We start from the raw sequence: 22,160 nt of genomic DNA on the forward strand, positions 1-22,160 counted from the left end.
GCGCTAGCATGAGGGCCGGTTGCGACAAACCGGTGATACGACATCAACGGAGGCACCCGTGCGGCCCATCCCCATCCGCCCCGGCCCAGGGCAGGAAAGCGTCTGGGACTACCCCCGCCCGCCGCGGCTGGAGCCGGTGCCGGAGCGGCTGACGGTCATCCTCGGCGGGCAGACCCTTGCCGCGACCACTTCCGGCTTCCGGGTGCTGGAGACGAGCCACCCGCCGACCTACTACTTTCCACCCGCCGATATCGCGGACGGCGTCCTCGGCCCCCCGCGCCGGGCCGGGATCTGCGAGTGGAAAGGCCGGGCCGTGCTGTTCGACGGGACCGGCGGCGGCGAACGGGCGCCGGGGGCGGCCTGGGCCTATCCCGACCCGACGCCGGACTTCCGGCCGATTGCCGGTTACGTCGCCTTCTATGCCGGTCCGATGGAGGCTTGCCTCGTCGGGGACGTGCGGGCCGAGCCGCAGCCCGGTGGCTTCTACGGCGGCTGGATCACGCCGGGCCTCGTCGGTCCGTTCAAGGGCGGACCCGGCACGATGGGCTGGTGACGCTTTTCAGGCTGGCGCCCCTCGGTGAGGTCGCTACATCGGCCTGACGACACGAACCCGAGGAGCCGTGCATGCAGGTCGAGACCGATCCCCGAAACCTCGGCCTCTGCCCCGATCGCCTGGAGCGGATCGACGCCTGGATGCGGGGCTACGTCGAGAGCGGGCGGCTGGCCGGCCTCTCGGTGAGCGTGCTGCGCGGCGGCCAGACCGCCTTCTTCCGCGCCCACGGCCATGCCGACCTCGCGCGGGGCAAACCGTTCGCCGCCGACACCATCACCCGCATCTACTCGATGACGAAGCCGCTGACCTCGCTCGCGGTGCTGATGCTCTACGAGGAGGGACGGTTCCAGCTCGACGATCCGGTCGCGCGCTTCCTGCCGGAATTCGCGCAGATGCGGGTGATGACCGGCGGCAACCGGGCCAAGATTGAGACCGAGCCGGCGTTGCGCCCGATCACGATCCGCGACCTCCTCACCCACACCAGCGGCCTGACCTACGGCTTCATGGAGGCGACCCTCGTCGACGCGCTCTACCGCCAGAACGAAATCGACTTCCAGACCTCGACCCTGTCGCTCGGCGAACTGGTCGCACGGCTCGCGCAGCAGCCGCTCCTGGCCCAGCCGGGGGCGGAGTGGAACTACTCGGTGGCCACCGACGTGCTCGGCCACTTCGTGGCGGTGGTGTCGGGCCAGGACTTCGCCGAGTTCATGCGCACGCGCATCCTGCGCCCGCTCAGCATGGACGACACCGACTTCTTCGTGCCGGAGGACAAGCAGGCGCGATTTGCGGCGAACTATGTCTTCGACCGGGCCGGGAAGCTCCGGATCTACGACGACAGCGTCGAGAGCCGGTTCCTCACACCGCCGCCGCTCGCCTCGGGCGGGGGCGGGCTCGTCTCGACGGCGACCGACTACCTGCGCTTCTGCCGGATGCTCCTCAATCTCGGCGAGCTCGACGGCGTGCGGCTCCTCGGGCGGAAGACCGTCGAACTGATGCTGATGAACCACCTGCCGGGCGACTTGGCCGCCATGGGCCAGCCGCGCTTCGCCGAGTCCTCCTACGCCGGAATCGGCTTCGGGCTCGGCGTCTCGGTGATGCTCGATCCCGCGCGCGCCCAGATTCTCGGCACGCCGGGCGAGGTGTCCTGGGGCGGCGTGGCGAGCACCTCCTTCTGGGTCGATCCCGACGAGGACATGGCGGTGGTGCTGATGACCCAGCTCATCCCCTCCTCCGCCCTGCCCCTGCGCCGCGAATTGCGGGTGCTGACCTACGCCGCCATCGAGAGTTGAAGGCCCCCCGGGCACGTCTCGGGAACGGAAGCGCGGCAATTAACATATGTCCGTAGGCGTTTTCTCGGTGTCGGGCGGAGCGCGTCTCCGCTCGGAGGCTGCGCGGCTGCCCGCATCCGCCGCAACCGGATCGTTCGAACGCAACAAGGGAATCGGCCCCGGACATGGACGATCTCACCGTGCAGAACCCGCTCGGCCGAAGGGGCCCGAGGATGCAGGTCAATCCGCCGGTCTTCTTCACCTCGGCCGGATTGACGCTCGCCTTCGCCGGCCTCAGCGCGCTGTTTCCTGCCGAAGCCAAGTCGATCTTCGATGCCCTTCAGGCCGGGATCGTGCGCGAGTTCGGCTGGTTCTACATCGCCAGCGTGGCCGGCTTTCTCGGCTTCGCGATCTTCCTGATGCTGAGCCGCTACGGCGATGTGAAACTGGGGCCGGACGACAGCGAGCCCGACTACAGCTACCTGTCGTGGTTCGCCATGCTGTTCAGCGCCGGCATGGGCATCGGCCTGATCTTCTTCGGCGTGGCCGAGCCGATCCAGCACTACGCCTCGCCCCCCGTGGGCGAGGGCAAGACCATCGAGGCCGCGCAGCGGGCGATGGTGCTGACCTTCTTCCACTGGGGCGTGCATGCCTGGGCGATCTACATCGTCGTCGGGCTGGCGCTCGCCTATTTCGCGTTCCGGCGCGGGCTGCCGCTGACGGTGCGCTCGGCCCTGCACCCGCTCATCGGTGACCGGATCAACGGTCCGATCGGCCACGCCATCGATATCTTCGCGGTGCTCGGCACGATCTTCGGCGTCGCCACCTCGCTGGGGCTCGGGGTGCTTCAGGTCAATGCCGGCTTCACCCACCTGTTCGGAATCCCCAACAACATCGTCGTTCAGATCATTCTCATCGCCGCCATCACCGGCTGCGCCACGCTCTCCGTCGCCTCGGGGCTCGACAAGGGCGTGAAGGTCCTGTCCGAACTCAACATCGTCCTGGCCGTCCTCCTGCTGGTCTTCGTGCTGGTCACCGGTTCGACCGTGTTCCTGCTCCAGGCCTTCGTCCAGAATATCGGCGCCTATCTCGGTGCCGTGGTCGAACGCACGCTCCAGACCTACGCCTATCGGCCCAACGACTGGCTCGGGAGCTGGACGCTGTTCTACTGGGGCTGGTGGATCGCGTGGTCGCCCTTCGTCGGCATGTTCATCGCCCGCATCTCCCGCGGCCGCACCATTCGCGAATTCGTCTCCGGCGTGCTGCTGGTGCCGGTGCTGTTCACCTTCTTCTGGATGACGGTGTTCGGCAACACCGCCATCGAGATGGATCGCAGCGGCGCGGTGGCGCTGACGCAGATCGTCAAAGACAACATGCCGGTCGCCCTGTTCGAGATGCTGGGGCACCTGCCGCTGGGCACGATCGCCTCGGGCCTGGCGACGCTGCTCGTGATCTTCTTCTTCGTCACCTCGGCCGATTCCGGTGCGCTGGTGATCGACATGATCACCTCGGGCGCGGCCGACGATCCGCCGCTCTGGCAGCGGGTGTTCTGGGCGATCAGCGGCGGCACCATCGCCGCGGTGCTGCTGGTGGCGGGCGGGCTGGACGCGCTCCAGACCGCGGCGATCGCCAGCGCCCTGCCCTTCTCGGTGGTGATGATCTTCATCTGCTACGGCCTGCTGCGGGCGCTTCAGATGGAGGGGCGCAGCGGCGGCCTCGACCTGTCCTCGGCGGCTGCCGGGGCGTCGGGCGGATTGTCCTGGCAGGAGAGGCTGGCGGCGATCACCCATTCCTACCGGAAGGAGGACGTGACGGCCTTTCTTGACGGCACCGCCGCCCCCGCCCTGGAAGCGGTGGCGGAGCAGATGCGGGGAAGCGGGTTGTCGCCAGAGGTCGTGCGGTCGGCCGAGCGGGTCGACCTGATCGTTCCCTACAGCGACCGCGGCGCCTTCCGGTACGGCATCCGCGTGCGCGGCCTGCGGACGCCGAGCTTCGCCTGGGCGGAGAATCCGTCGAAGGCATCCGGCGAGCGACACTATCGGGCCCTGGTCCAGACCTCCGAGGGCGACCGCCCGCACGACGTCACGGGATACGGCCGTGAGCGGCTGATCAACGACCTGCTGAAGCGCTACGCGCAGTTCCGGGCGGTTCGGGGCGCGTCGTAGCGACGGGCAAGGCGCGCGGTGGTTCTCAAGCCACCGAGCATCCGGCGCCCCGCGACCCGGCCTTCGCGCAACAGTGGTATCTCGTTGCAGTAAAAGAAAAATCAGAAGAGCATCAAAAATATTTTTAGGCCCTGCTTGATCGATTGACGCAGTGCAAACTAGCTCTTTTGACCAATGATTTTTGTCAAACCACGAGACAGCTTGATTGAACTTTAGTGCCGGCCCTGTTTGGATCCAGCCTTAGAACAAAACCAAGTTGGGCAGGAAAACATGGCTGGTTCCGAGCCTTGGAACGCCGCACGCGCCGCTGGGATCGTTGCGGAGCTGCAATCTCTCGAGGGCGCGACTCTCCCTATATTGCATGCGCTGCAAGAGACCTTCGGCTACGTCGACGCGGAGGCGGTGCCGATGATCGCCGACGCGCTGAACCTGTCGCGCGCCGAGGTCCACGGCTGCTTGACATTCTACCATGACTTCCGCCGCGAGCCGCCGGCTGGGCGCCACCACGTGAAGCTGTGTCGGGCCGAGGCCTGTCAGGCCATGGGCTCCGATCGTCTGCACGGCGAGATCCTCTCCCGCATGGGTTGCGACTGGCACGGCACCAGTCCTGACGGCGTCACCGTCGAGCCGGTCTACTGCCTCGGTCTCTGCGCCAACGGTCCGGCCGCCCTGGTCGATGACGAGCCGCTGGCCCGCCTCTCGGCCGAATCCCTCGACGCCGCCCTCAAGGAGGCCCGCGCGTGAGCATCACCGTCTACGTTCCGCAGGACGCCGTCGCCCTGGGGCTCGGCGCCAACCGCGTCGCCCGCGCGATCTTTTCCGGTGCGGAAGCCCGCGGCCTCGATCTGCGCATCGTCCGCACCGGCACCCGCGGCCTGCTCTGGCTGGAGCCGATGGTCGAGGTGGCGACCCCTGAGGGCCGCATCGCCTACGGCCCGGTGACACCGGCCGATGTCGAGAGCCTGCTCGACGCGAATTTCGCAGCGGGCGGCGAGCATAGGCTCTGCCTCGGAGACCCCGAGAAGATCCCCTTCCTCGCCCGGCAGCACCGCCTCACCTTCCACCGCTGCGGCGTGGTCGATCCGCTCTCGGTCGAGGATTACAGGGCCCATGGCGGCTATCGCGGTTTGGAGGCCGCGCTGAAGCTCGGCGCCGAGGGCACCGTCGGGGAGGTGCGCGATTCGGGTCTGCGCGGGCGCGGCGGCGCCGGCTTCCCGGCGGGCATCAAGTGGAACACGGTGATGCTGGCGAAGGCGGACCAGAAATACGTGGTCTGCAACGCCGACGAGGGCGATTCCGGCACCTTCGCCGACCGGATCATGATGGAGGGCGACCCCTTCAACCTGATCGAGGGCATGACGATCGCCGCCGTCGCAACGGGGGCCACGCGGGGCTACATCTACTGCCGCTCCGAGTATCCGCAGGCGTTCAAGACCCTGCGCGACGCGATCGCCAACGGCGTCAAGGCCGGTGTGTTGGGCGACAACATCCTGGGCAGCGGCAAGAATTTCCACCTCGAAGTCCGACTCGGCGCCGGCGCCTATATCTGCGGCGAGGAGACCTCGCTGCTGGAGAGCCTCGAGGGCAAGCGCGGTATCGTCCGGGCCAAGCCCCCGATCCCGGCGCTCAAGGGCTTCCTCGGCAAGCCGACGCTGGTCAACAACGTCATGACCTTTACGGCCGTGCCCTACATCCTGGAGCACGGCGCCAAGGCTTACGCTGAGTATGGCATGGGCCGCTCGCTCGGCACGCTGCCGATCCAGCTTGCCGGCAATATCAAGCACGGCGGTCTGATCGAGTACGCCTTCGGCATCACCATCCGTCAGGTGATCGAGGATTTCGGCGGCGGCACAGCCTCGGGCCGGCCGGTCCGCGCGGTGCAGGTCGGCGGCCCGCTCGGGGCCTACTTCCCAGACGAGCTGCTCGACACGCCGCTCGATTACGAGGCGATGGCGGCCAAGAAGGGCCTCGTCGGCCACGGCGGCATCGTCGTGTTCGACGACACCGTGGACATGGCGCGTCAGGCTCGCTTCGCCTTCGAGTTCTGCGCCACCGAATCCTGCGGCAAGTGCACCCCCTGTCGCGTCGGCGCGACCCGCGGCGTCGAGACCATGGACAAGGTGATCTCCGGCATCCGCCCGGAGGCCAATCTCAAGCTCGTCGAGGATCTCTGCGAGATCATGACCGACGGCTCGCTCTGCGCCATGGGCGGCCTGACGCCGATGCCCGTGATGAGCGCGATCACCAACTTTCCGGAAGATTTTCGGCGCGCGGGCGATCTGCCCGTCGCGGCCGAGTGAGGAGGCTTGAGCCATGACCCTCATCAAGGAAATCGACTACGGCACGCCGATCCGGCTCAACGAGCAGACGGTGACGCTGACCATCGACGGCGAGAGCGTGACGGTGCCCGCCGGCACCTCCGTGATGGCCGCGGCGATGCATATGGGGACCAAGATCCCCAAGCTCTGCGCCACCGACTCGCTGGAGCCGTTCGGCTCCTGCCGCATGTGCCTCGTGGAGATCGACGGCCGCCGCGGCACGCCCGCCTCCTGCACCACGCCGGCCGAGAACGGCATGGTCGTGCACACGCAGACCGACAAGCTGCACCGCCTGCGCAAGGGCGTGATGGAGCTCTACATCTCCGACCACCCGCTCGACTGCCTGACCTGCGCGGCCAACGGAGATTGCGAGCTGCAGGATACGGCCGGTCAGGTCGGTCTGCGCGAGGTGCGCTACGGCTATGACGGCGACAATCACGTCAAGCCGTCTTCCGACCGCTACCTGCCCAAGGACGAGTCGAACCCCTACTTCACCTACGATCCCTCGAAGTGCATCGTCTGCAACCGCTGCGTCCGCGCCTGCGAGGAGACGCAGGGCACCTTCGCTCTGACGATTGAGGGCCGCGGCTTCGACAGCCGCGTGGCGGCGGGCCCGACCAACTTCATGCAGTCGGAATGCGTGTCCTGCGGCGCCTGCGTCCAGGCCTGCCCGACCGCGACGCTGCAGGAGAAGACGATCCACGAATTCGGCCAGCCCGACCATGCGGCGGTGACGACCTGCGCCTATTGCGGTGTCGGCTGCGCCTTCAAGGCCGAGATGCAGGGCGACAAGGTCGTGCGCATGGTGCCCTACAAGGGCGGCAAGGCCAACGAGGGTCATAGCTGCGTCAAGGGCCGCTTCGCCTACGGCTATGCCACCCACAAGGACCGTATCACCAAGCCGATGATCCGCGCCAAGATCACGGATCCGTGGCGCGAGGTGTCGTGGGAGGAGGCGATCAACCACGCGGCCTCCGAGTTCAAGCGCATCCAGGCGAAGTACGGGCGCGACTCGGTCGGCGGCATCACCTCGTCGCGCTGCACCAACGAGGAGGCCTACCTCGTCCAGAAGCTGGTGCGCGCCGCCTTCGGCAACAACAACGTCGATACCTGCGCCCGCGTCTGCCACTCGCCGACCGGCTATGGCCTGATGTCGACGCTCGGCACCTCCGCCGGCACGCAGGACTTCAAGTCCGTCGAGGAATCCGACGTGATCCTCGTCATCGGCGCCAACCCGACCGACGGCCACCCCGTCTTCGGTTCGCGGATGAAGAAGCGGCTGCGTGAAGGCGCCCGCCTCATCGTCGCCGACCCGCGCAAGATCGACCTCGTGAAGTCGCCCCACATCCGGGCCGACCATCACCTGCCCTTGAAGCCCGGCTCCAACGTCGCCTTCATCAACGCGTTTGCCCACGTCATCGTCACCGAAGGGCTGGTTGACGAGGACTACGTCCGCGAGCGCTGCGATCTGGCCGAGTTCGAGTCCTGGGCCCGCTTCATCGCCGAGGAGCGCAACTCGCCGGAAGCGGCCCAGGCGATCACCGGCGTCGATCCGGCCGAGATCCGTGCGGCGGCCCGCCTCTACGCCACGGGGGGCAAGGCGGCGATCTACTACGGCCTCGGCGTGACCGAGCACAGCCAGGGCTCGACCATGGTGATGGGCATGGCCAACATCGCCATGGCCACCGGCAATATCGGCATGGTGGGCGCCGGCGTGAACCCGCTGCGCGGCCAGAACAACGTGCAGGGCTCGTGCGACATGGGCTCGTTCCCGCACGAGCTGCCGGGCTACCGCCACGTCTCGGACGACGCCACCCGCGAGAGCTTCGAGGCGATCTGGGGGGCCAAGCTCGACAACGCGCCGGGCCTGCGCATCACCAACATGCTCGATGAGGCCGTCTCCGGCACCTTCAAGGGCATGTACATCCAGGGCGAGGACATCGCTCAGTCCGACCCCGACACGCATCACGTGACCTCCGGCCTCCGGGCGATGGAGTGCATCGTGATCCAGGACATCTTCCTGAACGAGACGGCCAAGTACGCCCACGTTTTTCTTCCGGGCGCCTCGTTCCTGGAAAAGGACGGCACCTTCACCAACGCCGAGCGCCGCATCAGCCGCGTGCGCAAGGTGATGGCGCCGCTCGGCGGCTACGGCGACTGGGAGGGCACGATCCTGCTCGCCCGCGCGCTCGGCTACGAGATGAACTACAGCCACCCGTCCGAGATCATGGACGAGATCGCCCGCCTCACCCCGAGCTTCGCCGGCGTCTCCTACGACAAGCTGGAGGAACTCGGCTCGATCCAGTGGCCGTGCAACGAGAAGGCGCCGCTCGGCACCCCGATGATGCACGTCGACCGGTTCGTGCGCGGCAAGGGCCGCTTCATGATCACAGAATACGTGCCGACCGACGAGCGGACCACGGGCAAGTTCCCGCTGATCCTCACCACCGGCCGCATCCTCTCCCAGTACAATGTCGGCGCGCAGACCCGTCGCACCGAGAACTCGCGCTGGCACGAGGAGGACGTGCTGGAGATCCACCCCTTCGACGCGGAGATGCGCGGCATCGTCGACGGCGACCTCGTCGCGTTGGAGAGCAGGTCCGGTGATATCGCGCTGAAGGCCAAGGTGACCGAGCGGATGCAGCCGGGGATCGTCTACACGACCTTCCACCACGCCAAGACCGGCGCCAACGTCATCACCACCGACTATTCGGACTGGGCCACCAACTGCCCCGAATACAAGGTGACGGCGGTGCAGGTGCGGCGCACGAACCGGCCCTCCGACTGGCAGGCGAAGTTCTACGAGGAAGACTTCTCGCTCACCCGGATCGCGGAAGCCGCGGAGTAGTCCCTTGGGATTGAGGGGCGGACCGAAGGCCCGCCCCGGTCTCTTCTCCCAACCGGCACCTCAGGATGAGGGCGCGGGTCGGAACACAGCCTCACCCATACAGAGCCCGAGCAGGCGATGAGCGCGACGAATCCCAACGACAAGCTGGTTCGGATGGCCAACCAGATCGCCCTGTTCTTCCGGTCCTATCCGGAGGACGAGGCGGTGGCGGGCATCCACAACCACATCGTAGCGTTCTGGACGCCGAAGATGCGCCGCGACCTCGAAGGTTACAGCGACGAGGCCGGCGACCGGCTCGACGCCCTGGTCCACAAGGCTCTGCACGAGCAGCCGACGACCGAGAGCCCGGTGCGCCCGGCCACCCGCAACCCGCAACTCGCGGGCGAGGGTGCCAGCGACGCGGGCTGATACGCATCTCATCCCAATGTCTTGAGCAGGCTTTCGCAATCGGCCTACCACGGCGGAGGCCCGCCCTCTCTGCGGGTGTCCGGGCGGCGCAGACGTGATCGACAAGCTCGAATTCCTCCTGGCGCTCGCCCGCGAGCAGCATTTCGGGCGCGCGGCCGAGACCTGCGGCGTCACTCAGCAGACGCTCTCGGCGGGGGTGAAGAGCCTGGAGGACCGCTTCGGCGTCCGCCTCGTTCAGCGCGGCTCGCGCTTCCAGGGCTTCACCCCCGAGGGCGACCGGGTGCTGGCCTGGGGCCGGCGCATCGTCGGCGACGCCCGGGCGATGCAGGACGACGTGGCGGCGCTCCGCAAGGGCCTCTCGGGCCATCTGCGCATCGCCGCCGTGCCGACTGCACTGCCGATGGTGGCGGCCCTGACCACGCCCTACCGGGCACGCTACCCGAACGTGCGCTTCAGCGTGATCTCGACGACCTCGGAAGAGATCTTCTCGCTGATCGACAACCTCGAGGCCGATGCGGGACTGACCTATCTCGACAACGAGCCGCTGAGGCGCGTCATTGCCGTGCCGCTCTACACCGAGCACTATCAGCTGCTCACCGCGGCCGGCGGTCCCTACGACGACCGCGCCAGCGTCACCTGGGCGGAGCTCGCCCGGATCCCGCTCTGCCTGCTGACGCCGAACATGCAGAACCGGCGCATCATCGACCAGCAGCTCCGCGCGGCTGGCGGCGAGCCGGCGCCGACGCTGGAATCGAACTCCATGGTCGTGCTGATGACCCATGTGCGCACGCTGCAATGGGCGAGCGTGATGCCGGCGATTCTCGCCGACGCACTGGGGCCGACCGAGGGCTTGCGAGCGATCCCGATCGTCGAGCCCGACCTGCGCCACGCCATCGGCCTCGTTGCCCCGCGCCGCGATCCGGCGACGCCGATGGTGACCGCGCTGGTCAACGTCGCCCGCACCGTGGCCCGCACCCTCGACGCCGACGATCCCGTCCCGGCGATGCTGCCGAGCCCATGAATCCGGGATCCCGAAGGGATCACCCCTTTGGCGTGGTTGCGGGGCATTGCCCCGCCTTTCTCCTCACGGGGATCATGTGCTCGGCCGCTGAAGCACGGCGCATTGCGTGAGCGCACCCTGCTCCCGGCGCATGAAGGCGCAGGTGACGCGAGCGCCCTCGACATCGACGGTGCTGTGGCGCTTGGCCTGTGCGCCGTCACGGGCCTGCCGGGCAGCCTCCCTCAGGCGGTCCGGCGCGATCCCCGTCACGGCACGGGCCGCCTGCGCGAACAGCGTGTCGTAGGTCTCCGGCACGGTCTCGCCCTTGATCTGGGCACCGACGGAGGACTGGTCGCCCGCGCAGGAGAGCGTCAGCGCCGTCTGCGGGCCGGCATCGAACCGGGCGAAGTCGGCATTGCGCTCGGCGACCTTTGCGCCGGTGGCCGCCTGCACCCGCTCGATCAGCTCATCGCAAGAGGCCTCCGCCCAGGCGGGGGAGGCGGCGAGGACGAGGAGAAGGGCGAGGCGGCTGCGCATGGCCCGATGTTAGGCCGAAGCGCCAAGGCCCGTCTCCGGGAGCGGGCTGAGGCGTAGCGCCGCTCCGAGGAAGGGTGGCAGGGTCACGGGTGCCAGGGTTCGGCCGGCACCTCCGCCTCTTCCGTCGCGTGCTGGCCGTCGAGCTGCGCCTGAATCGCGCGCAGAGCCTCCTGCACCCCCTGCCCCGAGGCCGCCGAGAGCACCAGCGGCTTGCCGCCCGCCGCCCGCTTGAGCCGGGCCATCTGCTGCTTGAGCGTCTCGGCGTCGAGCGCGTCCGCCTTGGACAACGCCACGATCTCCGGCTTGTCGGCGAGGCCGCCGCCATAGGCTTCGAGTTCGCGCCGCACCAGCTTGTAGGCCTTGCCGGCATGCTCGCTCGTGCCCTCGACGAGGTGGAGCAGCACCCGGCAGCGCTCGACATGGGCGAGGAAGCGGTCGCCGAGGCCGACGCCCTCGTGCGCACCCTCGATCAGGCCGGGGATGTCGGCGAGCACGAACTCGCGCTCGTCCGAGCGCACCACGCCGAGGCCCGGATGGAGCGTGGTGAAGGGGTAGTCGGCGATCTTCGGTTTGGCGGCGGTGACGGTCGCGAGGAAGGTCGACTTGCCCGCGTTCGGCAGGCCGACGAGCCCGGCATCGGCGATGAGCTTGAGGCGCAGGATCAGCCACATCTCCTGGCCTTCGAGGCCGGGATTGGCGTGGCGCGGGGCGCGGTTAGTGGAGGTGGTGAAGTAGGCGTTGCCGAAGCCGCCGTTGCCGCCCTTGGCGAGCCGCACCCGCTGGCCGACCTCGGTCATGTCGGCGATCAGGGTCTCGCCGTCCTCGGCGAAGACCTGCGTGCCGGCGGGCACTTGCAGAACCGCGTCGTCGCCCTTGGCGCCGTGGCAGTTCGAGCCCATGCCGTGCTCGCCCTTCTTCGCCTTGAAGTGCTGGCGGTAGCGATAGTCGATCAGGGTGTTGAGGCCCTGCACGCACTCGATCCAGACATCGCCGCCCCGTCCGCCGTCGCCGCCGTTGGGGCCGCCGAACTCGATGAACTTTTCCCGCCGGAACGAGACGCAGCCGGGACCGCCGTCGCCGGAGCGGACGTAGACCTTGGCTTCGTCGAGGAATTTCACGGTGCTTCTCTCAGGTGCGGGACGCGGATGGTGCCGGTCATCGAGGGGTGACGATCCCGATCATCGCCTCTCGCCCACGCGAATGCGCGGCGGCGGCCATCCGCCGGACGCAGGCCGTTCGACCGATGGTCGGGCGGCCTGCACGGTTGTTTCAACTCTCCGTGCGACGGCATTGGCCGTCGAGGTTGAGGTATTGGATGCTGCGCAGGCCCGCCTCGAACCAGCCGCCGGCATCCGGCTGGCGGCCGTTGGCGCCGCCATCGCCGTAGAGGTTGATCTGGATCGCGCCGTCCGGCGATTGCAAGGTCGGCGCCTCGCCCGATCGATCGTAGGTCCAGGTCGGGCGCTCGTCGAACAGGGTCTGCGATCCGTCCGCCTCCCGCTGGAACAACTGCCCGTAGGCGGTGCTGCCGCCCGCGGGGGAGGCGAAGTAGAAGCCGACCTTCGGCGTGCGGCCCGCGAAGTTGTAGAACTCGCAGTAGAGCCGGGTTTCTCCCCGAGCTTTCGGAGCAGGTGCCGCCACGGGCTCGATCGGCGGCGGCGGCACCTCGCGGGTGATCGCGAAGATCAGGCTGCCGAGGGCGATCGCGGTGAGGCCGGCTCCGAGGCCGGCGATCGTCCGTGTCCTCATAGCGAGGGCCCTCCTGCGATCGTCCCGCGCCGGTTGAGCCACGCCGCCCGGTCGAGCCGGTAGGTGTAGCTCGGCACGGCGCCGCCCCGCGCCTCGAAGACCGGCGCCGATTCGCCGGTGCGGCGGAACCCGCACTTCTCCAGCACACGCTGCGAGCCGCGGTTCCCGGTCATCGCGGCCGAGACGAGCGCCCGTCCGCCGGCATAGGCGAAATGGGCATCCACTAGCGCCTCGGCCGCCTCGGTCATCAGCCCCTCGCCCCAGAACGGGCGTCCGAGCCAGTAGCCGAGATGCGGCTCCGTCTCATTCGGCCGATCCTCGACCGAGACGACACCGATCAGGTTCGCGGGTGCTGCCCGTCGGCAGACCGCCATGATCAGCCCGTCGCCCGCGGTGTTCGCGGCCCGCGCCCGGATCACGAAGCCCTCGGCCTCGTGCAGCGGAAGCGGCGTCGTGAGCCGCGCCGTCATCTCGGCGACTGCCGGATCGCCGGCGAGCCGCGAGACCGCCTCGGCGTCGCGGGCGGTGGGCCAGCGCAGCCAGAGCCGTCGCGTCTCGATGCGGAAGACGTCGTCGCGGGTGAGATCGGGGAACATCGTGAGCCGGTCATGTGAGGGCGCGCGCGGCGCCGTCCGGGACGACGAAGGGGGAGGATGGTGCCCCATCCTCCCCCGTGTTCCGATCCGCTCGAAGCTTCGCCTGAAGCCTTAGCGACTCGTCCGCCGGTTCGGTGTGGGACACCGGCGGGACGCTCGCTTCGTCGTCAGCGACAAGCGTCCGCCGTTACTCCGCGGCCTGGGCCAGCGGTACGACGGTGACGAACGCGCGTCCCCGGCGGGTCTCGAACTGCACGTTGCCCGGGACGAGGGCGAACAGGGTGTGGTCCTTGCCCATGCCGACATTGGTACCGGGATGCCACTTCGTGCCGCGCTGGCGCACGATGATGTTGCCCGGAATGACGGCCTCCGAGCCGAACTTCTTGACGCCGAGGCGGCGGCCGGCGGAGTCGCGGCCGTTGCGGGACGAGCCGCCTGCTTTTTTATGTGCCATGGGATTGCTCCAGAATTCTGCTTAGATCTGCGTTCGGACGGGCGGCCGATTACTCGGCGGCGGCCGGGGCGGACTCGGCGGCCGGCTCGGCCTTCCGGGTCTTGCGCGGCTCGGCCTTCGAGGTCTTGCCGCCGGCGCTGATCTCGGTGATGCGCACGACCGTGAAGTCCTGGCGGTGGCCGCGGCGGCGACGCGAGTTCTGGCGGCGGCGCTTCTTGAAGGCGATGACCTTCCGCGTGCGGCCGTGCTGCACGATCTCGCCGGTGACGCCGATGCCCGACAGGAGCGGGGTGCCGATCTGAGTGGCATCGCCGTCGGTGAACAGCAGCACGTCGCCGAAGGTGACGGCGGCGCCGGCCTCACCCTCGAGGGTGGCCACGGTAATGACGTCGTTGGCGGCAACGCGGTACTGCTTGCCGCCGGTCTTGATGACTGCGAACATCGTTCTCTCTCGTGTTCTCTGCCGGCCTCCGGCGCCGCGAGGGGCCTGGACCGTCTTCTTGTTCAGGTCATCCGCGCGGCATAGGCCAAGCCGTGAGCGCACGAACGCGAAACGCGCGGACTTCGTCGAGGAAGCCGCGCGGAGCCGGTCGGATAGTCGGTGGTGGGCAGCGTGTCAATCCGCGCCCTGACCGCGGCCCGATCGTACCCGCACGGATCGGGCATCTTGCCGGTCGTATTTCGCAGCCGGACTCCCTCGAGACATTCGGACCCTGGCCGGCGAGCGCGCAGGGAGATGAGAGGTCTGCACGAGGCTCCTTTCGCGCATCGCGATACATTTCGGGCCAATCGTCTTCCAATCGCGCTGGCCTCAGCAGGTATTTATTATAGATAAATGTTCGCACTATAATAGTGTAAGGCGTGTAAAATGAGAAAAATACTGACAATTCTGCCCTTCGCTTTCAGCATAGGCCTGGCTTTCTTGCCCGGATTGGCCTCTGCCGAGGAGAAGGTCGCTGCGTCCCCGACCGGAACGGAGCTCGCTGAAAAGATCGTCGGCACCTGGGAGCTCGTGTCCTACAAGGTCGAGGACAAGGACACCGGAAAGCTGATTGAGGCGATGGGGCCGACGCCGCGTGGCCGGGTGATCTTCACCAAGGACGGCTGGGTCGCATTCAACCTCGAAGGCAGCGGCCGGCAGCCTGCCAAGACCGAAGCCGAGCGGGCCGAGCTGATGAAGACCCTGGTCGCCTATATCGGGCGTTATCGCATCGAGGGCGATCAGTGGGTGACGAGTGTCCAGACGGCCTGGGCCCCGGAATGGGTCGGAACGGAACAGCGGCGCACCATCAAGCTGGATGGTGACTATGCCGATGTCGTCACGCCCTGGCGCAAGATGCCGAACTGGGATGTCGGCCACCTCTCGCACAGCGTCATCCGCTTCAAGCGGGCCCAGTGACCTGACGGACCGCACCCGTCTCCGCCGTGGCGGGGACGGAGGCCGTCCATGAAGCCGGGCCTCGCGGAGGACGCGGTCTACCGCTTCGTCAGCCCACCCAGCACGTTGCGCAGGATCGCGTCCCCCACCTCCGTGCCGACCTTGCGCGCCATCGAGCGGGCGGCATTGCCGAGGACCTGCTCGGCGAGGCTCGGCGGCGGGCGCCGGCCACGACCGGTTCCCTTGCCGGCTCCTTTGCCCTTCGGCGCTTCCTCGCTGCCGCCGAAAATGCTGCCGAACAGCCCGCCGAGCATCCCCGACAGCCCGCCCTCGCTCTGGCTCGCGGCCTCAGCCGGAGCGGAATCCAAGTGCTTGCGCTGGGCCAGCATCTCGTAGGCGCTCTCGTTGTCGACCGCCTCGTCGTATTTTCCGCGCAGCGGGCTCTGCCCGATGATCGCGGCGCGCTCGGCCGGGGTCAGCGGTCCCACCCGGCCCTGCGGCGGGGCGATCAAGGCCCGCTCGACGATCGAGGGCGTGCCCTTGGCCTCCAGAAAACTCACCAGCGCCTCGCCGACGGCGAGTTCGGTGATCGCCTTGCCGACATCGAAGCCGGGGTTCTGGCGGAAGGTCTCGGCCGCCGCGCGCACCGCGCGCTGGTCGCGGGGCGTGAAGGCGCGCAGCGCGTGCTGCACCCGGTTGCCGAGCTGACCGAGCACGGTCTCCGGCACGTCGAGCGGGTTCTGCGTCACGAAGTAGACGCCGACGCCCTTCGAGCGGATCAGGCGCACGACCTGCTCCACCGCGTCGAGCAGCGCCTTCGGCGCGTCGTTGAAAAGCAGGTGCGCCTCGTCGAAGAAGAACACCAGCTTCGGCTTGTCCAGGTCGCCCACTTCCGGGAGCTGCTCGAACAGCTCGGAGAGCATCCACAGCAGGAACGAGGCGTAGAGGCGCGGCCGCTGCATCAGCCTGTCCGCGGCCAGGATGTTGACGAAGCCCCTTCCCTCCCGGTCGGTGCGCATGAAGTCTTCGAGGTTGAGCGCCGGCTCGCCGAGGAATTGGTCCGCGCCCTGGTTCTCCAGCACGAGGAGCGATCGCTGGATCGCCCCGATCGAGGCGCCGGAGACGTTGCCGTAGGTGGCCGACAGCTCCTTGGCGTTCTCCGACAGGAAGGTGAGGAGCGCGCGCAGGTCCTTGAGGTCGATCAGCGGCCACTGGTTCTCGTCGGCGACGCGGAAGGCGATGTTGAGCACGCCCTCCTGGATGTCGTTGAGTTCGAGCAGGCGCGCGAGCAGGAGCGGACCCATCTCGGTGACGGTGCAGCGGATCGGGTGGCCCTGCTCGCCGAACACGTCCCAGAACACGGTCGGGAAGCGGTCGGGCTCGTAAGGAATGCCGAGTTCTTCCGCCCGCTTGACGAAATGCGGCTTGGCCTCGCCGGCTGCAGCGAGCCCCGAGAGGTCGCCCTTGATGTCGGCGGCGAAGACCGGGACGCCCGCGTTGGAGAAGCCTTCGGCCAGCACCTGCAGCGTCACGGTCTTGCCGGTGCCGGTGGCGCCCGCCACGAGGCCGTGGCGGTTGGCCAGCCGCAGGGTCAGCACCTCGGGCTTCGGGTGCGAGCCCGTGCTCCGGCCGACCAGAATCGTCCCCTCGCCCGCCATCTCACCGCCCTCGCCCAAACCGTGGCCGTTGCCCAGGACAGGGTATGGCGCCCTGCGTCCCTGATCCAGGGCCCCCGGCTACGGGCGACCCTTGATTTCGCCGCCGCCGCATCGGACAGACGAAAATCTGCCAGAGAGGACACGTTTCATGGAAGAGCTGATCGCCCGCGTCACCAACCGCACGGGCCTCGACGCCGCGACCGCCAAGACTGCGATCGGGCACATCCTCGCCTTCCTGCAGAAGGAGGGTCCGGCGACGGAGGTGAGCCAGCTCATGGCCGCGCTTCCGGGCTCCGAGACGGCGCTCGCCGAGGCGAACGCGTCGGAAGGCGGCGGCGGGCTGATGGGCATGCTCGGCGGGATGATGGGCGGCGGCGTGATGGCGCTCGGCCAGAAGTTGATCTCGGCCGGCGTGCCGATGAACCAGATGCAGCCGCTCGGCCAGGAGCTGTTCGCCTATGGCCGCGAGAAGGCCGGCGAGGACGTGATGGGGCCGATCGTCGGCTCGATCCCGGGGCTGAATCAGTTCGTCTGAGGCGGCAGGGTCGTTCGATAAGCCCTTGCGATCGTTAGCCGGTTTTCATTCGCCGGCTAGCATGGGAACTTTGCGCGTAGCCTCGCAGCGGCTTCGCGCAAGTCTCTGTAAAAACGCAAAAATCTCCGTCATAAAAGCGTGCGGCCTTCATGGTGTTGTCGCCGCGCAAGAGGACGCATCGCGCGGCCTCCGCCACGACAGGATCGTGTCGCCCATGTTGCCGAATTTTTCTCCGCGCGAGGCCACGGCGGCGTGGAAGGCCGGCTGGGAGACCAAGGTCCAGGCGCCCTTCGCCCGTTTCCGGCAGACCTTCGAGGGCGGCGATCTCGGGCTCCCCGGGGCTGCGCCGATCCTGCTGAAGTCACGGGCCAAGCGCTCTTTGCTGGAGCCGGGGCTCGGCCGCATCGGCCCGCTCGAAGTGCGGCTCGCCACCACCAAGTCCGAGATCCGCCGGGCGCAGCGCCTGCGCTTCCGCGTGTTCTACGAGGAGATGTCGGCGGTGCCGACCGGCCTGGCCGCGCTCAAGCGTCGGGACGTCGATGCCTACGACGCGATCTGCGACCATCTCCTGGTGATCGACCACACCGCCACCGAGGCCAAGCCCTTCCGTAAGGCCCGGCCGAAGGTGGTCGGCACCTACCGGCTGCTGCGCCAGGACCGGGCGGAGGCACATTTCGGCTTCTACTCCTCGGGCGAGTACGACCTCGCGCCGCTGCTGGAGCGCCATCCGGGAAAACGCTTCCTCGAACTCGGCCGCTCCTGCGTGCTGAAGCCCTACCGCACCAAGCGCACCGTCGAACTCTTGTGGCACGGCATCTGGACCTACGTGCTGCACCACCGCATCGATGCGATGCTTGGCTGCGCCAGCCTGGAAGGCACCGATCCGGACCGCCTCGCCCTTCCCTTGAGCTTCCTGCACCACCACGCCCGCGCCCCCGAGGCGTGGCGCGCCTGCGCCCTGCCGGAGCGCTATGTCGCAATGGACCGGCTGGCCCAGGAGGCGGTCGATCCCAAGGCCGCGCTGATGGCGCTGCCGCCGCTGGTGAAGGGCTATCTCCGGGTTGGGGCGACCTTCGGCGACGGCGCGGTGGTGGACCGGCAGTTCGGCACCACCGACGTGCTGGTGGTGCTGCCGGTCTCGGCCATCTCCGCCCGCTATATCGGACATTTCGGCGCGGGTGCGGATCGGCACGCCGCCTGACGGCTGCGGGGTTGCGGTGGAGGCCGGGGCCTGCTGAGGCGGGCGCCCTGCAACCCTGACGCGCCGTTCCAAGGTCATGCCCGGCCTCTCCGCCCCCGTCTCCGATCGCGACCGCCTCGGCGCCATGACCGCCGCGATCGCCTGCGTGGCGGTGGTGGGCACGGGTCTCGGCCTGTCGATCCCGCTGCTGTCGCTGGAAATGGAGCGGATGGGCGCGTCGAGCGTCGTCATCGGCCTCAACACGGCGGTGGCGGGGTTCGCGGCGATCCTCACGGTGCCGTTCGTGCCGCGGCTGGCCGCACGGGTCGGCGTGGTACGTCTGCTGATCCTGGCGATCGTGCTCGGCGGGCTGTGCCTCACCGCCTTCAAGATCTTTCCCCACCTCGTCCTGTGGTTCCCCCTGCGCTTCGTCTTCTCGACGACGATGGGGGTGCTGTTCGTTCTCTCCGAGTTCTGGATCAACGACGCGGCGCCCCCTGAGCGGCGTGGGCTGGTGATGGGCATCTACGCGACGGTGCTGGCGATCGGCTTCGCCATCGGCCCGACCCTTCTGACCCTGCTCGGCACGGAAGGATTCGCGCCGTATCTCGCTGGTTCGGCCCTGTTCTTCCTCGGCCTCACCCCGCTGGTGCTGGCCCGCAACCTGTCGCCCGCCCTCGGGCACGGCGAGGGCGGCGGGATCGTGACCTATCTGCGCCTCGCGCCGCTCGCGGTGCTGGCCGCCGCCCTCTACGGCGCGGTGGAGGCGGGCGCCTTCGCGATCCTGCCGCTCTACGGCCTGCGCATCGGCCTCGACGCGCAGGTCGCTGCCGCCCTGGTGAGCGCGGTGGCGCTCGGCAACGTCGTGTTCCAGATCCCCGTCGGGCTGCTGGCCGACCGGGTGGACCGGCGCCTCGTCCTGCTCGGCGGCAGCCTCGCGGGCGCGCTCGGGGCGGCGCTGATCCCGTGGGCGTCCGCCTCCCTGCCGGGGCTCACAGCCCTGCTCTTCGTCTGGGGCGGGATCGTCGGCACGCTCTACACGGTGGGCCTCGCCCATCTCGGCGCCACCTTGCGCGGACCGGATCTGGCGGGCGCCAACGCCGCCTTCGTGATGCTCTACAATGCCGGCCTGATGCTCGGGCCGCCGCTGATCGGCGGCGGCATGGACCTCGCTCCGCCCCAGGGGTTCGCCGTCGCCATGAGCCTGCTGTTCGCGCTCTACGCGGTGCCGGTGGTTCGCAGCCTCGTGCGGGGACCGGCGGGCTGAGATCGGTTGCGGCGGCACGGAACGGCGCCCCGGCGGTGCCCGTTATCCCGTCGAAGCTGCACCGTTTTTCATTCCGACGACGAAGGAGCCCGAACCATGAGCCTCATCGGACGCATCGTCACCAAGATCCTCGGCACCGACGACCGCGCCGTCGTCCGCGACGATCGCAACGCCGACTCGAGTTCCCCGATCGGCCGGCTCGTGACGAAGATCCTGCGCAAGTAACCGCGCGACACGTCATCGCGCCACATGACACCGAGCCGAGGGCCGGCCGTCCGAAAGGACGGCGCGGCCCTTTTTGATCTCAGGCGCCACGAGGAGGAGTGACCTTTTGCGGGGTGGTCTTTTTCTGATGAGGCCTTTATGCCCCTGCCCCTCTTCCGCGCTCGAATCCCCACAGCTTGAGGCCCAGGTTTCTGCCGCGGTTCACCGCACCGGACCGCGCGAGCCGATCTGTAATCATGTCCCCATTGCCCCACCTTGCTCCGGCCGCCGAATCGCCGCGGGCGGAAACCGACGCCAGACCAGGCTTGCCGAGCTACATCGTCGGCCAGGACGGACAGGGCCGCTGGGTGGCCCTGGAGAGCCAAGGCCTCGGCGGCGGCTACTTCCGCAGCCGCGAGGCGGCGTTCCAATATGCGGTCGGTCGGACCGGACGCCGCGTCGGCGCGGTCCGCCTCAGCGCCGAGCCGTTGCGCATCGCCCTGTGATACGGTCTCCGCTGGATCGCTTCGGCTTCGCCTCGCGATGACGGCGTCGGGTCAAAGCCGAAGCGATCAATCGGAAACGGTATCAGCCTGCCCGCGCGGCGCTCGAGCGACGGCTAACTCCGCCTCCCGAAGGGATCAACCGGATCGGTATGAGAGGCGTGGCGCGGGCTCAGCGCCCCGCCACCGCTTCCCGCACCACGCTCTTGACGAGTGGCGCGGCCGGCACGCTCGGATGCCAGAACTGGCCGGTGCGGCCGGCCTCATAGCCGTACTGGTAGAGGCTGCGCATATAGGCGGTATCGAAGCCGCGGGCCGTGGCGGTCTGCGGCGCGGTCTCGTCGATATAGGCCAGGTTGAAGCCGATTCCGTTGCGCCGGGCGAAGGCGTCGGTGGCCACCAGCGTCGCCCGCGAGCGGGCACGGCTGGCGGTGGTGAAGGACTTTTCGACGATCGACAGGGTGTTGTTCTTGGTCACCTCGAATTCGGGTTCCAGCCGCCCGTTGATGACCACGTAGATGTCGGCCTTCCCGGCGTTGCGGAAGCGCCCGTCGCGCACGAGGAAGGATTGGGGCAAGGTGAAGACCGGCGTCACCACCGAGCCGTCCACATGCATCTCCTGGAAGGCGCGGCCCTCCGCCTGCACGTCGAGGAGCTGGGGCGGGAACACCGCCGGGATGCTGGCCGAGGCGGTCAGCACGTCGGTGAACAGCGAGACCGCGTTGGGCGCACCGCTCGAAGCGATGGCGCCCATGTTCCAGATCACCGCGCGCTGCGTGTCGAGATTCGTCGTCACCACAAGCAGGCGGCGGCCCTTGGCATGCTCCTCGGCGACGGCCTGGAGCAGGTCGGGCGTGACGTAGCGGGCGATCAGGGTGCGCAGCCGCCCGTCGCCGAACAGGCCTGAGCCGAACAGCACGTTGGCGAGGCTCGGGCTCTGCACCAGCGATTCGGCGGCGCCGCTGGTGTAGATGTCGGTGAGATAGGGATCGTAGGCCGGCCCGAGGAAGGCGAAGGGCGCGATCAGGGCACCGGTCGAGACGCCGGAGACGATGGTGAAGTCCGGCCGCTTGCCCGAGGCGGTCCAGCCGTTGAGTACGCCGGCCCCGTAGGCCCCATCGCCGCCGCCGCCCGAGAGCGCCAGATAGCTGAAGGCCTGACGCTTCTTCTGCGGGCCGGCGGCCATCGCCACGAAGTCGGCGGCGCTGGCATCGGCATAGGCCCGCACGCCGACCATGCCGGGCACGGTCGCGGCTTCCGCCTCATCCTTGGTGTAGCTCGTCCGCGGCAACGAGGAACAGGAAGCGGCCTGCCCGGCGACCAGCGCGGCGAGGAGCAGGCGCGACCAGTGGAAACCCTTTGGCATCGACATGACCTGAACAAGCCCGTGGAAGGGGGCCAGCCTACACCAAACGAGCTTGGCCGTATTGCGTTCCCGCACGACACGGCCTTGCTTGCTCGGAGGCTGATGCCGCGCTGCCACAACCTGGGCAGGAGCGGTCCCGATGGGACAATTGCGGGTCTCCTGCACGCGCTTGC

Annotated in this window: 21 protein-coding genes and 1 pseudogene; 14 read left to right on the forward strand and 8 right to left on the reverse strand. The window is 68.5% G+C overall.

The genetic code is table 11. The features are described from left to right. The first annotated feature begins 58 nt into the window (after positions 1-58). The 8 genes from LPC10_RS22395 (at position 59) to LPC10_RS22430 (ending at position 10,581) form a co-directional block, all read left to right on the forward strand. Positions 59-553, forward strand: coding sequence for a DUF427 domain-containing protein (locus LPC10_RS22395; protein WP_231344444.1), 495 nt, complete (start codon positions 59-61; stop codon positions 551-553). A gap of 71 nt (positions 554-624) precedes the next feature. After that, positions 625-1,842 carry a serine hydrolase gene (locus tag LPC10_RS22400; RefSeq protein ID WP_231344445.1) on the forward strand — a complete coding sequence of 406 codons (1,218 nt, stop codon included), beginning with the start codon at positions 625-627 and terminating at the stop codon, positions 1,840-1,842. A 212-nt stretch (positions 1,843-2,054) separates the two neighbouring features. After that, positions 2,055-3,986, forward strand: a complete 1,932-nt coding sequence (locus LPC10_RS22405) for a BCCT family transporter (protein WP_370644743.1) — start codon at positions 2,055-2,057, stop codon at positions 3,984-3,986. Between the two features lie 270 nt (positions 3,987-4,256). Further along, positions 4,257-4,730, forward strand: a complete 474-nt coding sequence (locus tag LPC10_RS22410; protein WP_231344448.1) for a formate dehydrogenase subunit gamma — start codon at positions 4,257-4,259, stop codon at positions 4,728-4,730. Continuing rightward, positions 4,727-6,286: an NADH-quinone oxidoreductase subunit NuoF gene (locus tag LPC10_RS22415; RefSeq protein WP_231344449.1), complete on the forward strand. Its 1,560-nt coding sequence runs from the start codon at positions 4,727-4,729 to the stop codon at positions 6,284-6,286. The genes LPC10_RS22410 and LPC10_RS22415 overlap by 4 nt, the downstream gene beginning before the upstream one ends. 13 nt (positions 6,287-6,299) lie before the next feature. Next, complete coding sequence (fdhF, locus tag LPC10_RS22420; RefSeq protein WP_231344450.1) at positions 6,300-9,152, forward strand: formate dehydrogenase subunit alpha; 2,853 nt, start codon at positions 6,300-6,302, stop codon at positions 9,150-9,152. Positions 9,153-9,269: 117 nt separating this feature from the next. After that, positions 9,270-9,560 carry a formate dehydrogenase subunit delta gene (locus LPC10_RS22425; RefSeq protein WP_231344451.1) on the forward strand — a complete coding sequence of 97 codons (291 nt, stop codon included), beginning with the start codon at positions 9,270-9,272 and terminating at the stop codon, positions 9,558-9,560. Positions 9,561-9,654: 94 nt separating this feature from the next. Then, entirely contained in the window at positions 9,655-10,581 is a 927-nt protein-coding gene (locus LPC10_RS22430; protein WP_231344452.1) for a LysR family transcriptional regulator, read from the forward strand. A 72-nt stretch (positions 10,582-10,653) separates the two neighbouring features. Here LPC10_RS22430 and LPC10_RS22435 read toward each other — a convergent pair whose 3' ends face one another. From LPC10_RS22435 to rplU, 6 genes and pseudogenes are all read right to left on the reverse strand, one after another. Continuing rightward, entirely contained in the window at positions 10,654-11,097 is a 444-nt protein-coding gene (locus tag LPC10_RS22435) for a hypothetical protein (RefSeq protein WP_231344453.1), read from the reverse strand. A gap of 83 nt (positions 11,098-11,180) precedes the next feature. Beyond that, positions 11,181-12,215 carry a GTPase ObgE gene (obgE, locus tag LPC10_RS22440; protein WP_133089574.1) on the reverse strand — a complete coding sequence of 345 codons (1,035 nt, stop codon included), beginning with the start codon at positions 12,213-12,215 and terminating at the stop codon, positions 11,181-11,183. A gap of 151 nt (positions 12,216-12,366) precedes the next feature. Beyond that, entirely contained in the window at positions 12,367-12,846 is a 480-nt protein-coding gene (locus LPC10_RS22445; protein WP_231344454.1) for a hypothetical protein, read from the reverse strand. Next, a complete protein-coding gene (locus LPC10_RS22450) occupies positions 12,843-13,442 on the reverse strand; it encodes a GNAT family N-acetyltransferase (RefSeq protein WP_231344455.1) in 600 nt (199 codons plus the stop codon). The genes LPC10_RS22445 and LPC10_RS22450 overlap by 4 nt, the downstream gene beginning before the upstream one ends. A 187-nt stretch (positions 13,443-13,629) precedes the next feature. Beyond that, complete coding sequence (gene rpmA / locus LPC10_RS22455; RefSeq protein ID WP_017483720.1) at positions 13,630-13,896, reverse strand: 50S ribosomal protein L27; 267 nt, start codon at positions 13,894-13,896, stop codon at positions 13,630-13,632. 133 nt (positions 13,897-14,029) lie between these two features. Continuing rightward, positions 14,030-14,338: pseudogene (gene rplU / locus LPC10_RS22460) on the reverse strand (50S ribosomal protein L21); the annotation flags it as partial. A 480-nt stretch (positions 14,339-14,818) separates the two neighbouring features. Between rplU and LPC10_RS22465 the strand changes: the two are divergent. Then, a complete protein-coding gene (locus LPC10_RS22465) occupies positions 14,819-15,295 on the forward strand; it encodes a lipocalin-like domain-containing protein (protein WP_231344456.1) in 477 nt (158 codons plus the stop codon). Positions 15,296-15,372: 77 nt separating this feature from the next. On the opposite strand, the gene LPC10_RS22470 is transcribed toward LPC10_RS22465, so the two are convergent. Next, the gene (locus tag LPC10_RS22470; protein ID WP_231344457.1) at positions 15,373-16,932 is read right to left on the reverse strand and encodes a helicase HerA-like domain-containing protein; all 1,560 of its coding nucleotides are present in this window, start codon (positions 16,930-16,932) and stop codon (positions 15,373-15,375) included. A 148-nt stretch (positions 16,933-17,080) separates the two neighbouring features. On the opposite strand from LPC10_RS22470, the gene LPC10_RS22475 reads away from it, so the two are divergent. The 5 genes from LPC10_RS22475 (at position 17,081) to LPC10_RS22495 (ending at position 20,624) form a co-directional block, all read left to right on the forward strand. Next, positions 17,081-17,467 carry a DUF2267 domain-containing protein gene (locus tag LPC10_RS22475; RefSeq protein WP_108942113.1) on the forward strand — a complete coding sequence of 129 codons (387 nt, stop codon included), beginning with the start codon at positions 17,081-17,083 and terminating at the stop codon, positions 17,465-17,467. A 214-nt stretch (positions 17,468-17,681) separates the two neighbouring features. After that, positions 17,682-18,668 carry a GNAT family N-acetyltransferase gene (locus LPC10_RS22480; RefSeq protein WP_231344458.1) on the forward strand — a complete coding sequence of 329 codons (987 nt, stop codon included), beginning with the start codon at positions 17,682-17,684 and terminating at the stop codon, positions 18,666-18,668. Positions 18,669-18,744: 76 nt separating this feature from the next. Then, positions 18,745-19,914 (forward strand): MFS transporter, encoded by a 1,170-nt coding sequence (locus LPC10_RS22485; protein WP_231344459.1) that lies wholly within the window; start codon positions 18,745-18,747, stop codon positions 19,912-19,914. Positions 19,915-20,010: 96 nt separating this feature from the next. Beyond that, positions 20,011-20,139, forward strand: coding sequence for a TFIIS helical bundle-like domain containing protein (locus tag LPC10_RS22490; RefSeq protein ID WP_108942116.1), 129 nt, complete (start codon positions 20,011-20,013; stop codon positions 20,137-20,139). Between the two features lie 236 nt (positions 20,140-20,375). Then, entirely contained in the window at positions 20,376-20,624 is a 249-nt protein-coding gene (locus LPC10_RS22495) for a hypothetical protein (protein ID WP_231344460.1), read from the forward strand. A 169-nt stretch (positions 20,625-20,793) separates the two neighbouring features. On the opposite strand, the gene LPC10_RS22500 is transcribed toward LPC10_RS22495, so the two are convergent. Further along, the gene (locus LPC10_RS22500; protein ID WP_231344462.1) at positions 20,794-21,987 is read right to left on the reverse strand and encodes a patatin-like phospholipase family protein; all 1,194 of its coding nucleotides are present in this window, start codon (positions 21,985-21,987) and stop codon (positions 20,794-20,796) included. Positions 21,988-22,160 lie beyond the last annotated feature (173 nt).

It is taken from the genome of Methylorubrum sp. B1-46 (genome assembly GCF_021117295.1).
Classification (GTDB): Bacteria; Pseudomonadota; Alphaproteobacteria; order Rhizobiales; family Beijerinckiaceae; genus Methylobacterium.

What these genes read in the sequence shown, in the direction of transcription:
- LPC10_RS22400 (WP_231344445.1), top strand. Translation starts at nt 625, where the DNA reads ATGCAGGTCGAGACCGATCCCCGAAACCTCGGCCTCTGCCCCGATCGC.
- LPC10_RS22405 (WP_370644743.1), top strand. Translation starts at nt 2,055, where the DNA reads ATGCAGGTCAATCCGCCGGTCTTCTTCACCTCGGCCGGATTGACGCTC.
- LPC10_RS22410 (WP_231344448.1), top strand. Translation starts at nt 4,257, where the DNA reads ATGGCTGGTTCCGAGCCTTGGAACGCCGCACGCGCCGCTGGGATCGTT.
- fdhF (WP_231344450.1), top strand. Translation starts at nt 6,300, where the DNA reads ATGACCCTCATCAAGGAAATCGACTACGGCACGCCGATCCGGCTCAAC.
- LPC10_RS22425 (WP_231344451.1), top strand. Translation starts at nt 9,270, where the DNA reads ATGAGCGCGACGAATCCCAACGACAAGCTGGTTCGGATGGCCAACCAG.
- LPC10_RS22435 (WP_231344453.1), bottom strand. Translation starts at nt 11,097, where the DNA reads ATGCGCAGCCGCCTCGCCCTTCTCCTCGTCCTCGCCGCCTCCCCCGCC.
- LPC10_RS22445 (WP_231344454.1), bottom strand. Translation starts at nt 12,846, where the DNA reads ATGAGGACACGGACGATCGCCGGCCTCGGAGCCGGCCTCACCGCGATC.
- LPC10_RS22450 (WP_231344455.1), bottom strand. Translation starts at nt 13,442, where the DNA reads ATGTTCCCCGATCTCACCCGCGACGACGTCTTCCGCATCGAGACGCGA.
- rpmA (WP_017483720.1), bottom strand. Translation starts at nt 13,896, where the DNA reads ATGGCACATAAAAAAGCAGGCGGCTCGTCCCGCAACGGCCGCGACTCC.
- LPC10_RS22470 (WP_231344457.1), bottom strand. Translation starts at nt 16,932, where the DNA reads ATGGCGGGCGAGGGGACGATTCTGGTCGGCCGGAGCACGGGCTCGCAC.
- LPC10_RS22475 (WP_108942113.1), top strand. Translation starts at nt 17,081, where the DNA reads ATGGAAGAGCTGATCGCCCGCGTCACCAACCGCACGGGCCTCGACGCC.
- LPC10_RS22480 (WP_231344458.1), top strand. Translation starts at nt 17,682, where the DNA reads ATGTTGCCGAATTTTTCTCCGCGCGAGGCCACGGCGGCGTGGAAGGCC.
- LPC10_RS22485 (WP_231344459.1), top strand. Translation starts at nt 18,745, where the DNA reads ATGCCCGGCCTCTCCGCCCCCGTCTCCGATCGCGACCGCCTCGGCGCC.
- LPC10_RS22490 (WP_108942116.1), top strand. Translation starts at nt 20,011, where the DNA reads ATGAGCCTCATCGGACGCATCGTCACCAAGATCCTCGGCACCGACGAC.
- LPC10_RS22495 (WP_231344460.1), top strand. Translation starts at nt 20,376, where the DNA reads ATGTCCCCATTGCCCCACCTTGCTCCGGCCGCCGAATCGCCGCGGGCG.
- LPC10_RS22500 (WP_231344462.1), bottom strand. Translation starts at nt 21,987, where the DNA reads ATGCCAAAGGGTTTCCACTGGTCGCGCCTGCTCCTCGCCGCGCTGGTC.